At 68.4% G+C, this 13,467-nt stretch carries 16 protein-coding genes; 9 read left to right on the top strand and 7 right to left on the bottom strand.

What is annotated here, in order from left to right; translation table 11 throughout:
- The first annotated feature begins 113 nt into the window (after positions 1 to 113).
- Positions 114 to 854, top strand: coding sequence for a histone-like nucleoid-structuring protein Lsr2 (locus tag ACLJQ7_RS38850; protein ID WP_410653184.1), 741 nt, complete (start codon positions 114 to 116; stop codon positions 852 to 854).
- Between the two features lie 99 nt (positions 855 to 953).
- Here ACLJQ7_RS38850 and ACLJQ7_RS38845 read toward each other — a convergent pair whose 3' ends face one another.
- The 5 genes from ACLJQ7_RS38845 to ACLJQ7_RS38825 form a co-directional block, all read right to left on the bottom strand.
- Positions 954 to 1,706 (bottom strand): biotin/lipoate A/B protein ligase family protein, encoded by a 753-nt coding sequence (locus ACLJQ7_RS38845; protein WP_410653183.1) that lies wholly within the window; start codon positions 1,704 to 1,706, stop codon positions 954 to 956.
- Positions 1,703 to 3,088, bottom strand: coding sequence for an NAD(P)(+) transhydrogenase (Re/Si-specific) subunit beta (locus ACLJQ7_RS38840; RefSeq protein ID WP_410653182.1), 1,386 nt, complete (start codon positions 3,086 to 3,088; stop codon positions 1,703 to 1,705). Before ACLJQ7_RS38840 ends, ACLJQ7_RS38845 begins: the two co-directional genes overlap by 4 nt.
- Complete coding sequence (locus ACLJQ7_RS38835; protein WP_007032801.1) at positions 3,085 to 3,384, bottom strand: NAD(P) transhydrogenase subunit alpha; 300 nt, start codon at positions 3,382 to 3,384, stop codon at positions 3,085 to 3,087. The genes ACLJQ7_RS38840 and ACLJQ7_RS38835 overlap by 4 nt, the downstream gene beginning before the upstream one ends.
- Positions 3,384 to 4,490, bottom strand: coding sequence for a Re/Si-specific NAD(P)(+) transhydrogenase subunit alpha (locus ACLJQ7_RS38830; RefSeq protein WP_410653181.1), 1,107 nt, complete (start codon positions 4,488 to 4,490; stop codon positions 3,384 to 3,386). The genes ACLJQ7_RS38835 and ACLJQ7_RS38830 overlap by 1 nt, the downstream gene beginning before the upstream one ends.
- A gap of 479 nt (positions 4,491 to 4,969) precedes the next feature.
- On the bottom strand, positions 4,970 to 5,626 hold the full coding sequence (locus ACLJQ7_RS38825; RefSeq protein ID WP_410653180.1) for a TetR family transcriptional regulator: 657 nt from the start codon (positions 5,624 to 5,626) through the stop codon (positions 4,970 to 4,972).
- Positions 5,627 to 5,715: 89 nt separating this feature from the next.
- Between ACLJQ7_RS38825 and ACLJQ7_RS38820 the strand changes: the two genes are divergently transcribed.
- From ACLJQ7_RS38820 to ACLJQ7_RS38800, 5 genes are all read left to right on the top strand, one after another.
- Positions 5,716 to 6,807, top strand: a complete 1,092-nt coding sequence (locus tag ACLJQ7_RS38820; protein ID WP_410653178.1) for a ferredoxin reductase — start codon at positions 5,716 to 5,718, stop codon at positions 6,805 to 6,807.
- A gap of 13 nt (positions 6,808 to 6,820) precedes the next feature.
- Positions 6,821 to 7,936, top strand: coding sequence for a fatty acid desaturase family protein (locus tag ACLJQ7_RS38815; RefSeq protein WP_410653177.1), 1,116 nt, complete (start codon positions 6,821 to 6,823; stop codon positions 7,934 to 7,936).
- Between the two features lie 10 nt (positions 7,937 to 7,946).
- Positions 7,947 to 8,147 carry a hypothetical protein gene (locus ACLJQ7_RS38810; protein ID WP_340687415.1) on the top strand — a complete coding sequence of 67 codons (201 nt, stop codon included), beginning with the start codon at positions 7,947 to 7,949 and terminating at the stop codon, positions 8,145 to 8,147.
- Positions 8,148 to 8,257: 110 nt separating this feature from the next.
- Positions 8,258 to 9,520, top strand: coding sequence for a sensor histidine kinase (locus ACLJQ7_RS38805; RefSeq protein WP_410653176.1), 1,263 nt, complete (start codon positions 8,258 to 8,260; stop codon positions 9,518 to 9,520).
- 8 nt (positions 9,521 to 9,528) lie between these two features.
- Entirely contained in the window at positions 9,529 to 10,173 is a 645-nt protein-coding gene (locus tag ACLJQ7_RS38800; protein ID WP_340687413.1) for a response regulator transcription factor, read from the top strand.
- Here the strand turns inward: ACLJQ7_RS38800 and ACLJQ7_RS38795 are convergent.
- A complete protein-coding gene (locus tag ACLJQ7_RS38795) occupies positions 10,170 to 10,691 on the bottom strand; it encodes a GNAT family N-acetyltransferase (protein ID WP_410653175.1) in 522 nt (173 codons plus the stop codon). The two genes, ACLJQ7_RS38800 and ACLJQ7_RS38795, sit on opposite strands and share 4 nt — an antisense overlap.
- A gap of 40 nt (positions 10,692 to 10,731) precedes the next feature.
- Here ACLJQ7_RS38795 and ACLJQ7_RS38790 point away from each other — a divergent pair, with 40 nt between their 5' ends.
- Genes ACLJQ7_RS38790 through ACLJQ7_RS38780 form a run of 3 tightly spaced genes read left to right on the top strand, consistent with a single transcriptional unit; the run spans position 10,732 to position 12,531 of the window.
- A complete protein-coding gene (locus tag ACLJQ7_RS38790; protein ID WP_410653174.1) occupies positions 10,732 to 11,295 on the top strand; it encodes a helix-turn-helix domain-containing protein in 564 nt (187 codons plus the stop codon).
- A 10-nt stretch (positions 11,296 to 11,305) separates the two neighbouring features.
- The gene (locus ACLJQ7_RS38785; protein ID WP_410653173.1) at positions 11,306 to 12,115 is read left to right on the top strand and encodes a DUF3626 domain-containing protein; all 810 of its coding nucleotides are present in this window, start codon (positions 11,306 to 11,308) and stop codon (positions 12,113 to 12,115) included.
- A 5-nt stretch (positions 12,116 to 12,120) separates the two neighbouring features.
- Complete coding sequence (locus ACLJQ7_RS38780) at positions 12,121 to 12,531, top strand: secondary thiamine-phosphate synthase enzyme YjbQ (RefSeq protein ID WP_034311078.1); 411 nt, start codon at positions 12,121 to 12,123, stop codon at positions 12,529 to 12,531.
- On the opposite strand, the gene ACLJQ7_RS38775 is transcribed toward ACLJQ7_RS38780, so the two are convergent.
- Complete coding sequence (locus ACLJQ7_RS38775; protein ID WP_410653172.1) at positions 12,469 to 13,467, bottom strand: ABC transporter permease; 999 nt, start codon at positions 13,465 to 13,467, stop codon at positions 12,469 to 12,471. The two genes, ACLJQ7_RS38780 and ACLJQ7_RS38775, sit on opposite strands and share 63 nt — an antisense overlap.

Genomic DNA, 13,467 nt, shown 5'->3' with positions numbered 1-13,467 from the left:
CGCAGCTTCGCGCAACCTGCCGCTATCCTCGTGTCGCTGCGTGAGTCATAGCCGCGGGTCAGGTTTCGCCGTGCCGGTTACGCAGTAGAACGATCGAGCGCGGGAGGTTTTTCATGGCCAGGAACACTGCTGTGCATTTGCTGGATGATCTGACCGGCGAGGCGGCCGAAGAAACGGTCGCTTTCGGTTTGGACGGAATCGCTTACGACATCGACCTTTCGGCCGACAACGCCACCGCACTCCGGGATATCCTGCGTGCCTATGTGGCGAATGGCCGACGGATCGGCGGACGCAAACTGCGGCCGCGGGTGGTGCAGCGGCCCAAGGGCGCGCGCGTGGCCAAGTCGACCCCGAAGACCGCGGCCACCGCCGCGAAGGCCGAGTCGAAGACGGCCGCGAAGCCGGGCCGCAAGCCCGCCGCGAAGGGTGTCGCCGGCCGCAAGCCCGCCGCCGCCAAGGCCGCTCCCAAGACCGCCGCCGCGAAGACCACCGCCGCCAAGGCGGAGGCCAAGGCTCCGGCGAAGACCACGGCGAAAGCCACTGCCGCCAAGGCGAAGTCGGCCCGCGGCACGGCGGCGAAAACCACCTCGGCCAAAGCTCCGGCCGGTCGCGCGAAGACCGCCGCCGCGGCCAAGACCACGGCCAAGGCGACGCCGAAGGCCACGACCAAGACGACGTCCGCGAAGGCGGCTCCGAAGGCCGCCGCCGCGAAGACGACGGCCGCCAAGGCCGCTCCGAAGGCCGCTCCGAAGGCCGCGGCCAAGGCTCCGGCGAAGAAGGCCACCGAGCCGAAGAAGACCACGCGCGCCGCTCGCAAGGTGCCCGTCGTCACTTTCTCGGCCACGGAGAAATAGTTCCGCGAAATACAAAAGGGGCCCCCTTCGCGTAATCGAGCAAAGGGGGCCCCTTTTATTGTCGTGAGTGATTCGGGTCGTTCTGACGACCCGAATCACTCACGAGCCGCCCGGTCGCTGAGAGCCTTTGGCATGCCATTCCTGGTAGTGGTATCGCGTGTGCTGGAGCGAGCGGTGCCGCTCCAGCTCCTCGGCCGAGGGCTTCCGGGTGGTGAGTTCACCCAGTTGCGTGGCCGCCGCCACGCGGACCGCGGCCGTGACTTCGGCGACACCTTTGCGCAGGCCATGCTCGGCGAGCGACGCGACCCGGCTCCGGTGGGAGTCGAGCGGACGGGGGTCCGAGGGCGCCGAAGTGAGGTACCGGCCGACCCGTTCCGCCGCGGTCGAGACGAGCAGCGTGGAATGCGCGAGCAAGCCCGTTCTCGTCCGGAACACGGCGAAACCGCACAGCTTCGCGTCGCCGACGAACAGCCCTCGATCACCGAGCCGCGACGGCAGCCCGAGTTCGGCCACCGTCGCGGTCATCAGTTCCCCGAGTGCTTCCAGGGGTCTGACGGACTTCCCCGACAAACCGAGTCCCGGCAGGACGAGCGTGATGTTGAGATTGCCGGGATCGTGGAACACGGTGCCGCCACCGCTGGCCCGGCGCAGCACCGGGACGCCGTCGCTCGCGCAGACGTCGGCCTTGACCTCGCGTTCGATCTTCTGCCCCCGCCCCACGACCACACAGTCGGTGTTGCGCCAGATCCACAGGATTGGCGCCTCCGGTGCGGCACGCAGGAGGGCTTCGTCGAACGCGAGGTTGTCGGCCGGGTCGTCGAACGAGGCGACGACTTCCGAGGGACCGGTCACAGTGCTTTGAGTTCCTCCACGATCTCGCCCACCGACGATTTGGCGTCGCCGAAGAGCATGCTGGTCTTCGCATCGTAGAAGAGCTCGTTGTCGATGCCGGCGAAGCCCGAGCTCATCCCGCGTTTGAGCACGATCACCGACCGGCTGTGGTTCACCTTGAGGATCGGCATCCCGTAGATTGGCGAGCCCGGATCGGTCTCCGCGGCCGGGTTCGTGACGTCGTTCGCGCCGATCACCAGCGCGACGTCGGTCTGGGCGAACTCGGAGTTGATCTCGTCCATCTCCTTGAGTTGCTCGTACGGGACGTCGGCCTCGGCGAGGAGGACGTTCATGTGCCCCGGCATCCGGCCCGCCACCGGGTGGATGGCGTACGCGACCGTGATCCCCTTGGCCTCCAGCAGTTTCGCCATCTCACGGACCACGTGTTGCGCCTGTGCGACGGCCATGCCGTAACCGGGCACGACCACGACCTTGTTGGCGTACGCCATCTGGATCGCGGTGTCGGACGCGCTGGTACTGCGGACCGGCCGGACCTCGCCGGATCCGCCGCCGGCGACCGCCGTGCCGCCGCCGAACCCGCCGGCGACGATGGCCGGGATCGACCGGTTCATCGCCTTCGCCATCAGGTTCGTCAGGATCGAACCCGAGGCGCCGACGATCATGCCCGCCACGATCAGCGCGGTGTTGTCGAGCGCGAGCCCCATGGCCGCGGCCGACAATCCGGTGAGCGCGTTCAGCAACGAGATGACGACCGGCATGTCCGCGCCGCCGATCGGCAGCACGACCACCACGCCGAGCACGCCCGCCGCGACCAGCAGGCCGATCATCAGCAGCTCGGCGTCACCGCCGGCGGCGATGACGACCGCGAGGACGATCGCGGCGATCAGCACCAGGGCGTTCACCGGCTGCTGCAGTTTGCCCAGGGTGATCGGGCGGCCGGAGATGAGTTCCTGCAGTTTCCCGAACGCGATGTTCGATCCCCAGAAGGACACCGAACCGACGATCGCGGCGAACAACGACGCGATCGCGACATACGCGGGCTCGTGCGCGTAGCCGTCGGTGGTGCGGAACTCGACCCACGCGATGAGCGCGACCGCTCCGCCGCCGACGCCGTTGAACAGCGCCACCATCTGCGGCATCGCGGTCATCTTCACCTTGCGCGCGGACGGCACGCCGACGACGACACCGATCGCGACGCCGAGCGCGATGAGCAGCCAGTTGCTCATGCCCGGCGTCAGCAACGTCGCGATCACCGCGATGGCCATGCCGACCGCGGCGATCCAGTTGCCGCGTACCGCGGTGCGCGGACCGGTCAGGCCCATGAGGCCGTAGATGAACAGCGCGAAGGAAATGATGTAGAGGACGGCGATGAAGGTCGTCACTTGTCACCACCGTCTTCCGGCTTCTTCGCCTTGAACATCGAGAGCATCCGGTCGGTGACGAGGAAGCCGCCGACCACGTTGATCGTGCCGAAGGCGATCGCGATCACCAGCAGGATCTTGTTCAGTACGCCGTCGACCCCGAGGCCGAGCACGATCAACCCGCCGAGCAGGACGATGCCGTGGATGGCGTTGGTGCCCGACATGAGCGGGGTGTGCAACGTGTTGGGCACCTTGGAGATGACCGTGAAACCCACGAATCCGGCGAGTACGAGGATCGCCAAACTGCCTACGAGCATCACTCGCCCCCTTCTTCTTTTCCGGCGACGCAGGCCCCGGCGACGATCTCGTCGGAGAAGTCGAGCGCGAGCTTGCCTTCGGAGTCGACGAGCAGTTCGAGCAACTCGGTGACGTTGCGCGCGTAGAGCTCGCTGGAATGCGCGGGCATCTCCGCGGCGAGGTTGAGCGGCGAGCAGATGGTGACGTCGTGCTCGACGATCTCCTCGCCCGGTTTCGTCAGTTCGCAGTTGCCACCGGTCTCCCCGGCGAGGTCGACCACGACACCGCCGGCGGGCATTCCCTTCACCGCGTCGGCGGTGACGAGGACCGGTGCCCGGCGGCCCGGGACGAGCGCGGTGGTGATCACGACGTCGAACCTCGTGATCGCCTCGGTGAGCCTGCGTTGCTGCTCGGCCTTTTCCTCGTCGGTCAGCTCGCGGGCGTACCCGCCTTCACCGACCGCCTCGATGCCGAGGTCGAGGAATTTCGCGCCGAGCGACTTCACCTGCTCGCCGACCTCCGGCCGGACGTCGTATCCGGTGGTCTGCGCGCCGAGCCGTTTCGCCGTCGCCAAGGCCTGCAACCCGGCGACACCGGCGCCGAGCACGAGCACCTTCGCCGGTGGCACCGTCCCGGCGGCGGTGGTGAGCATCGGGAAGAAGCGGGTGAGCTTCTCCGCGGCCAGCAAGACCGCGCGATAGCCCGCGACGCTGCTCTGCGACGACAACGCGTCCATCGCCTGCGCGCGGGAGATCCGCGGGATCGCCTCGACGGCGAAGGCGCGGACGCCCGCCGATTCGAGCGCCGCTATCCCGTCGGGATCACCCCTCGGATTCAGGAAGCCGATGAGAATGGTGCCCTGTTTGAGCTTCGCGACTTCGGCGGCGCTCGGAGGCGCCACCTTCACCACGATGTCGGCATCCCACGGATCGCCGATCACCGCTCCCGCCTGCTCGAAGGTCTCGTCGGCGAGCAGCGCGCCGGCGCCCGCGCCGGGCTCGACCACCACCCGCAGTCCGCGTCCGGAAACGCGCTCGATGAGTTTCGGTACCAGCGCGATACGGCGTTCGCCTTGTCCGGTTTCCCGGACCACACCGACCGTGAGCTGCTCGTTCTCTGCCGCCACAGGCGACCTCCTCGCTGGAGAGGACCACACGAACCCGCACTTCTTACCACGCCCGGCCGACAACTTTCCTGGCTGAACGTATCCGGACGGCATCTTTCCGTGACATCGCTCATCACGATCGATCCAGCCATCGATCCAGGTGCGCGACGTCATAAGGGGTTCATGGCCGCCGGTAAGCGGAATGCCGAACGTGGTTTGCCCGGTGGTCGTGGATGAGCGGGCGGCTGCTTCAGTGCTTCCGATGGGGCCGCCGTCGAGCCCTTGGATCGTGAGCGCCTGACTACTGGTGTTTGTGGGGCGAACGTGGCGGTCACCGAGTCCGTGAAGGCCTCCTTGAGGGACTCTGGGTCCCTCAAGGAGGCCTTCACGGACCAGACCTGGCACCAACACCCGTGGCCTGACCGGAAACGCCACTCACGACCCACTTGACCCCTACGCCACCGGCGCGGATGCACTCAGGCATGGCAGCGCTTTCCACATCACGGAACGCTGCGCCAGTTCGGCACGCCCAGAAAGATCAGCCGCAGCCGCCGTTCGGCCGTGCGCCCGATCCCGTCGTCACGCGAAGGCGCTTCGAGCAGCTCCAGCACCGTCGTGAGCATGGTCGTCACGATCAGGTCGGCGAGCAGGTGGAGATCTTCGGTGCTCCATTCGCGGAGGTTGTCGAAGCGCGCGAGGTCGACGGCGAGTTCGCTGACGAAGAGTTTGAGCTCGAACGCGATCGCCTGCCGGACCGGTCCCGTGCCGCCGTACCGCTCCCTGGTCAGGAAATGGAAGTGGTCCTCGTGCGCGCGTACGTGCTCACGCAGGATGCGCACGGACATCCTGATCATGTCGTTGTACGCGGCCGGTTTGGTGCGTGCCGACCGGATCATCGTGCGCAGCGTGCGCATCGACTCCTCGACGAGCGCCACGCCCAGCTCGTCCATCGACGCGAAATGCCGGTAGAACGCCGTCGGCACGATCCCGGCCTGCTTCGCCACCTCGCGCAGACTCAGCCCGGAGAACCCTCGTTCCGCCACCAGGTCCAGGGCGGCGCCCAGCAGCGCCTGCCGTGTGCGCTGCTTGCGCTCCTGCCGGGAAACGGGCTCCGTTGTCACGACGGACAGCGTAATCGCCTCCGCAGTATCACCCACGTCACATCACCCTCCTCTCGCGTTGACAAGCGCGAGTATCGCCACTTCACTATTCAGTGTACAAGCGTTCACTGAATTTGGGAGAAGTGATGACGGCACTGGTACCGCGCAGGGCCAGGCGGCTGGCCTCGCTGGCCGAGGCCCTGCTCACGCCCCATGGCATGGACCGCTACCTCGAACTCGTCGATCCGATGCTGGTCCGCCGGGAGATCCGCGGCCTGGTCACCGACGTCCGGCGGCAGACACCCGACACGGTCACGCTGACCATCCGGCCGAGCCGGGCCTGGCGGGGACACGTCGCGGGCCAGTACGTGCGGGTGACCGTCGAGATCGACGGCGTCCGCCGGACCCGCTGCTACTCACCCAGCGGTTCGGAGCACGACGGATCACTGGAACTGACCATCAAGGCCGACCCGCAGGGACTGGTCTCGCGGCATCTGAACCGCACGGTCACCGTCGGTTCGGTGCTCGGACTGTCCACTCCGGACGGTGAATTCACCCTGCCATCACCGAGGCCTCGGCGGATCCTGCTGCTGAGCGGCGGAAGCGGGATCACCCCCGTCCTGTCGATGCTGCGCACGCTGGCGGACGAGAAGTACGAGGGCGATCTCGCCTTCCTGCACTACTCCAACGGCGCCGACGACGCGCTCTACCGCGCCGAACTCGCCGACCTCGCCCGGCGCCTGCCCGGGTTGCGGGTGGTACACGCGTTCACTCACGCCAAGACCGGCGGCGACCTGCACGGGTTCTTCTCGAAGGAGCACCTCGCCGAGGCCGCGCCGTGGTACCCCGACGCCGAAACCTTCCTGTGCGGGCCGAAGCCGCTGATGGATTCGGTCCGCGAGGTGTTCGAAGCCGATGGTCTCGGCGCATATCTGCACACCGAGGAGTTCACCCCGCCGGCGCTCACCTTCGACACCGAGAACGCCGAAGGGCAGGTGCGGTTCGCGCGCAGCGGCCGCGAGTTCGCCAACTCCGGGAAACCGTTGCTGGAGCAGGCCGAAGAGGCGGGGCTCAGCCCGGAACACGGCTGCCGGATGGGCATCTGCTTCTCCTGCACGCAGATCAAGACCTCCGGCTGTGTGCGCAACGCCAAGACCGGCGAGACCTCCGGCGAAGAGAACGAAGAGATCCAGCTCTGCATCTCCGTCCCGGTCGGGGACGTCGAGATCAACGCTTAGAAAGGAGCCCGTGATGACCGGCTTGCAGGACAAGCTCACCCCCACCCAGGTCGAGGAGTTCGGCCGCGAACTGGACGAGATCCGGCAGCGGATCGTCGCCGATCTCGGCCAGGTCGACGTCGACTACATCCACAACGTCATCAAGACCCAGCGCGCGCTCGAGGTCGCCGGCCGCGGGCTGCTGTTCGCCGGGTTCTTCCCGCCCGCGTGGGTCGCCGGGGTGACCGCGCTCTCGGTGGCGAAGATCCTCGACAACATGGAGATCGGCCACAACGTCATGCACGGCCAGTACGACTGGACGCGCGACCCGGCGCTGAGCTCGCAGAAGTTCGAATGGGACACCGTCGCGCCGTCGGAGAACTGGCGCCACTCCCACAACTACATCCACCACACGTACACGAACATCCTCGACAAGGACCGCGACATCGGTTACGGCGTCCTGCGGATGGACACCGCGCAGAAATGGCACCCGTACTACCTGGGCAACCCGGTGTACGCGACGCTGCTCGCGCTGTTCTTCCAGTGGGGCGTCATGCTGCACGACCTCGAGTTCGACCGCGTCGTCAAGGGCGAGCGCAAGTGGTCGGACAACAAGGAGGTCGGCCTGAAGATGCTCCAGAAGGCCGGTCGCCAGGTCGGCAAGGACTACGTGCTGTTCCCGTTGCTGACCGGGCCGCTCGCGCCGCTGACCTTCCTCGGCAACGCCACCGCGAACCTGACCCGCAACCTGTGGGCGTTCTCGATCATCTTCTGCGGTCACTTCCCCGCCGACGTCGAGAGCTTCACCGAGGAGGAGACCGAGAACGAGTCGCGGGGCCAGTGGTACCTGCGGCAGATCCTCGGCTCGGCGAACATCACCGGCGGCAAGCTCTTCCACCTCATGACCGGGAACCTTTCGCACCAGATCGAGCACCACCTGTTCCCGGACATCCCGGCGCGCCGCTACCCGGAGATCGCGGGCGAGGTGCGGGCGATCTGCGAGAAGTACGGCCTGCCGTACAACACCGGCCCCCTGCACAAGCAGCTGTTCTCGGTGGCCAAGAAGATCGTGAAACTGGCCCTTCCGTGGAACGGTGAGCCCCGGACACCGGCTACCGTGGAGAGCGACAAGACCCTCCGAGCGGCTTAAGGTGTCTGACATGGTCGGTCAGTTCGAAAGCACCAAGGACGTGGTCCAAGAGGTCACCGAGTCCGCGGCCACCCATATCGGCAACATCGCGACGATCATCACCGGCGCGATCCGGGACATCGCCCGCGAGACCGGCGACTGGCTGACGGACGTCATCGAGATGCGTGAGGCGTCCCAGCGGGCGCAGGCGGACGAGAGCCGCGAAGACTAGGGCCGCCGCTGGATGACCCGAAATCCACACAGTCGGGATCACGCACTTCGAGACGAAGACTAGGGAAACCTGGATGGGCACGAGGCGGGTGGCCACGGCACGCTGAAGCCGTGATCACCCGCCTCGCCCTGCTTCGACGTGTCCTCGGCGCACAGCTGAGCCGCGCGTACTGGGCCGAGCTGGCGTGGGTGATCATCGGCGCGCCGCTGACGCTGGCGTTCGTGGTGCTCGTCGTCGCCGGGCTGCTCCTCGGCGTCGGCCTGAGCCTGCTCACGATCGGGCTGCCCGTGCTGATCGGCGTCCTGGCGGGAGCGCGGCTGATCGGCGTCGCCCACGTCGGCCTGGCTCGTGTCCTGCTCGGGACGACGGTCGTCCCGCCCGCCCGGCGCGAACCACGGCCGGGGCTCTGGAACGGCGTCAAAGGGCGGCTCGGGGATCCGCTCGGCTGGCGGTCGGTCGCCTACCTGCTGATCCGGCTGCCGCTTTCGTTGATCGCGTTCTTCCTGGTCGCGAGCCTGTTCGTGTACGCCGTGAGCACGCTGACCTATCCGCTGTTCTGGTTCACCCTGAACGGCGCGGCCATGCCGGCGTTCGACCTCCGCGTCGACACCTGGCCCCTCACCCTTCCGCTCGCCCTCACCGGGCTGGCCGTGCTGCTGGCGATGCCGTGGGTGGTCCACGGCCTCGCCGAATTCGACCGCCTGCTGGTGCGCGGAGTCCTGGGCGCCGAGGACCTCTCCAAACGCGTGCGCGACCTCGAACGCAGCCGCGCGACCGCGGTCGACGACGCGACGCGGCGGTTGCGGCGGATCGAACGCGACCTGCACGACGGCGCGCAGGCCCAGCTGGTCGCGCTGGCGATGAAGCTCGGAATCGCGAAGGACGAGCTCGACGGCGGCGGCGACATCGAACAGGTCACCGCCCTGGTCACGGCCGCGCACTCCAACGCGAAACAGGCTCTGATCGAGCTGCGCGACCTCGCCCGCGGCATCCATCCCGCCGCACTCGACGCGGGCCTCGACGTCGCTCTGTCCACTTTGGCCGCGGGCTCGGGTATCGACGCGCGGATCACCGTGGACCTGCCGGACCGGCCTTCGCCGTCGATCGAGACCATCGCCTACTTCACCGTCTCCGAGCTGCTGACGAATGCCGCCAAGCACACTTCCGCCGCGATCGAGGTCGACGTGGGTATCGTCGGCGAAGACCTGCGGCTCGTGGTGCGCGACGCCGGCGAAGGCGGGGCCCGGCCCGTACGCGGCGGAGGGCTCGCCGGGATCGCCGAGCGACTCGCGACGGTGGACGGCGGGCTCGACATCGACAGCCCGCCGGGAGGGCCTACGGTGATCAGCGCGGAAATACCGATACGGAAATAGGGGGCGGCGTGCGCGTCGTGATCGCGGAGGATTCGGCAATCCTCCGGGCGGGGCTCGTCGAACTGCTGAACCTTCGGGGGCACGAGGTCGTCGCGGCCGTGGCCGACGGGGACAGCCTGTGCGCGGCGGTGCGCGAACACCGCCCCGATGTGTCCATTGTGGATATCCGGATGCCGCCCTCGCACACCGACGAAGGGCTGCGCGCGTCCATCGCCTTGCGCGCGGAACTGCCGGGATGCGCGATCCTGTTGTTCTCGCAGTACGTCGAGACGCAGTACGCGACGGAGCTCCTCGCCGACCGCGCGGGCGGTGTCGGCTATCTGCTGAAGGACCGCGTCGCGGAGGTGTCGGACTTCCTCGACGCGCTCCGGCGGGTGGCCGACGGCGAGACCGTGCTCGACCCGGAAGTGGTCAGCCAGCTGTTCACCGCCACCCGGAAGACGGACGCGCTCGCCGGACTGACGCCGCGGGAGCGTGAAGTGCTGGGCTTGATGGCCGAGGGACGGTCGAACTCGGCCATCGCGGCGGCGCTGTTCCTTTCGGCGGGCTCCGTGGAGAAGTACGTGTCGAGCATCTTCGGGAAGCTGGCGCTGCCCCAGTCCGAAGGAGACAACCGACGGGTTCTCGCCGTGCTGCGGTATCTGGAGTCTTAGGACGGTTCCACCGGAACTCCGTCCATCTCCGGCAGGCACAGCTGCACCCACGCGACATCCCGCCAGGCCCCGTGCTTGTACCCGATTCGCCGATACGTCCCCACCGGCTCGAAGCCGAGTGCGCGGTGCAGCCCGGCGCTCGCGTCGTTCGGCAGCACCATTCCCGCGCAGAAGTTCCGGAAGCCGCGCGACGCCAGCGTGTCCAGCAGCGCCTGATAGAGCGCGCGCCCGCCGCCCGTCCTCCGGCGGCCGAGCTCCAGATAGATACTGACCTCGCACGACCAGCGATAGGAAGGCCGACCGCTGAAGGGGCCTCCATAGGCGTAGCCGGCGACGCGGCCTTCGTCGTCTTCGAGTACGAGCCAGGCGTGCGATCGCTGCGCCTTGGCGATGCGCTCGGCCATCTCGTCCGGCTTGGGCGGCTCGGTCTCGAACGAGATCACCGTGTCGGTGACATACGGCGCGTAGATCTCCGCGCACGCCGCCGCGTCGGCTTCCGTCGCTTCCCTGATCACCATGGCAACGATAGTAACCGAGGCTGCCACTATAGTGAGCAGCATGTCGGATCCCTTGTCCGCGTCGCTCGCCGCGACGCTCCAGTCCGCGAGACTCGACCAGAACCTCTCGGCCAACGCCCTCGCCGAGTCCTCGGGCGTGTCCAGGGCGATGATCGGCAAGATCGAACGGGGCGAGGCGCAGCCGACGGCGGTGCTGCTCAGCAGGCTTTCCGCCGCGCTCGGGATGACGCTGTCCGAGCTGATCGCGCGCGCCGAACACGGTGACCGACGGCTCGTGCGCGCCGCCGATCAGCCGACGTGGACCGACCCTGACACCGGGTACGTGCGCCGCGCGGTCTCGCCCACGCTCGGCGGACCGCTGGAACTGGTCGAGGTCGTGCTGCCCGCGGGCGCCGAGGTCGCCTTCCCCGCGCACACCTACGCACTGACCCACCACCAGATCTGGGTACTCGACGGGCATCTGCGCTTCCGCGAGGGCGACGTCGAGCACGAACTCGACACCGGCGACTGCCTCCAGCTCGACACCCCGAAACCGTGTGCCTACGTCAACCCGACCGGCGAGCCGGTCCGATATCTGGTCGCCCTCGCCCGGCGGCACGCCTGATACTCGGGTGATGAATCGGCGGGCACTCGCGTACGTCGCGGCGAAAGCGCGTGGCGGGCACGAGGCCAGGCTGCCGGTGACACTGCACTTCCAGCCGGACAGGTCCACTGTGGACGGACGCCCGCTCTTGGCGGCGATGGCCGAAGACGGGTTCTACCGCAACCAGTTCGAGACCGGGACGAGCAACGGAGGACTGACCGCGCGTCCCGGCGGAGACCGCTGGCTCTGGGAGAGCCGGATGTTCGGCGGCGCCTACGACGACGCGCCCGCCGCCGAACGGCCCAAGTACGGCGCCTTGAACTTCCGCCGCCGCGCGGTCGGCGGCGCGCTGAGATTCGGCTCCGCCCATTTCCGGATGGCCGCGCACACCCTCGACAGGACGACGTTCTGCTATCCGGACAGCGTGCTGAACCCGGCGGATTTCGGCCACGGCACCAGGGTTTCCGCGCTGATCGCGCTGGCGGGCCAGGACGACGCCGATCTCCTCGACGACTACATCGAGGCACACGTCCACGGCCCGGTCGATCTCACGAAGGACGTCGAAGCCCTCGTTCTCGATCCGAGCCACCGCGGCACCGACGTCGAAAGGGCCGCGTCGAGAGTCGGCTGCCCGGTTGAATGGCATCCCGGTTTCCGCCTGTCCACCGAGGAACTCGCACGACATCCCGAGTACCGCGGTCCCGGATTCGTCGAACTCGGCCTGACGCTGGCCCGAGACGGCTACCTCGACCCGCGTGTCCTCGGTGAAGCCCGCGGCGTCGACCAGCAAGCCCTCAAACGCGTCTGGCACTACGTCGCACGCTTCGGGGCACTACCGTGACAAGCATGTATTCCACGGAGATCGAGGTGCGCACCGGCAGCGTGGCCGTGGTGCACGACCTGACCAAGGACGCCGAGGCCTTCCTGCGCGACGCGGACGCCGAGGACGGGATCCTGCACGTCTTCGTCCCGCACGCGACGTCCGGGCTGGCGATCCTCGAGACCGGCGCCGGCAGCGACGAAGACCTGCTCACCGCCATCGACGAACTGCTTCCCCGCGACGGCCGCTGGCGGCACCAGCACGGCAGTCCGGGTCACGGCCGTGACCACGTCCTGCCCGCGCTGCTCCCGCCGTTCGCGACGATCCCGGTGCTCGGCGGGGTGATGACGCTGGGCACCTGGCAGTCGGTCTGCCTAGTGGACACCAACCTGGACAACCCGGTCCGGCGTGTCCGCTTCAGCCTTCTGGAGGGCTGAGCGGCCCGGCCACAGCGCGAGTACCAGCCCCGCCGCGAGCAGTCCGGCGAGCACCCACACGCCGGTCGTGACGTCCGGCGCGCCGGGCACACCCTGCAGCAGGCTCCGGAGCCCTTCCGCGGCGAAGCGGAACGGCGTCCAGGACCACAACACCGCGCGGTACACGGGGTTCAGCAGCTCCGGCACCTGACCCGCGACGGCGGGCGCGACCAGGTACAGCGGGCCGAGGATCGCCATCGCCCGGACACCGAGCAGCCGCAGCAGCCCGGTCTGCAGGGCGGCGAACCCGGTCGAGGTCAGGAAAAGGAAGCCGAGGACGTCCCAGCCGAGCGGAAGCGCGGAGTCCCACAGTTTCAGGAAGCCGGCCAGCACGCCGGTGACCAGCACGCCCGCCGAAACGATCTGCGTGAAACGCGCGGCGGCTCCCGCGTCCCGGCCGACCCGCCGTCCGGCCAGGATCAGCACGGCGCCCGCGGCGAGGCAGCCGACCCACGCCAGCGCGCTGAGCGCGAGCGGCGCGACCCGTCCCGCCGCGCTCGCGGGATGCAGCGTTTCGACCTTCGGCGTCCCGCCCATCGCTTGCGCGGCACCGGTCAGCGCCTGTTGCGCGATCTGCGTTCCGGACGGGTTCACCGCGCCGGAGACCACGACCGTCGACGGCAGTTCGAGAACGCCGTACACCTCCTTGTCCTCCAGCAGTTTCCGCCCCTGCTCGGGTGAGGTCACCCGCCACGAGACCTGGCCTCCGCCATGGGACGCGATCCCCTTCGCGACCGCCTCGAGCGGTCCAGGAGGTGCGGCCACGGCGATGGGCAGCCTCTCGGGCGCGACGGTGGCCTGCGCGCCGAAGGTGAGAAAGCCGAGGACGACGGCGACCAGCGCGCCGGCGACCGCGGCGAGCAAGGCGAAGGCCCCGGTGGGGCGACGGTTCGACAT

The sequence above is a fragment of the Amycolatopsis sp. cmx-4-54 genome (assembly GCF_046548895.1).
GTDB lineage: Bacteria > Actinomycetota > Actinomycetes > Mycobacteriales > Pseudonocardiaceae > Amycolatopsis.
This window is presented reverse-complemented; position numbering and strand designations above follow the sequence as displayed.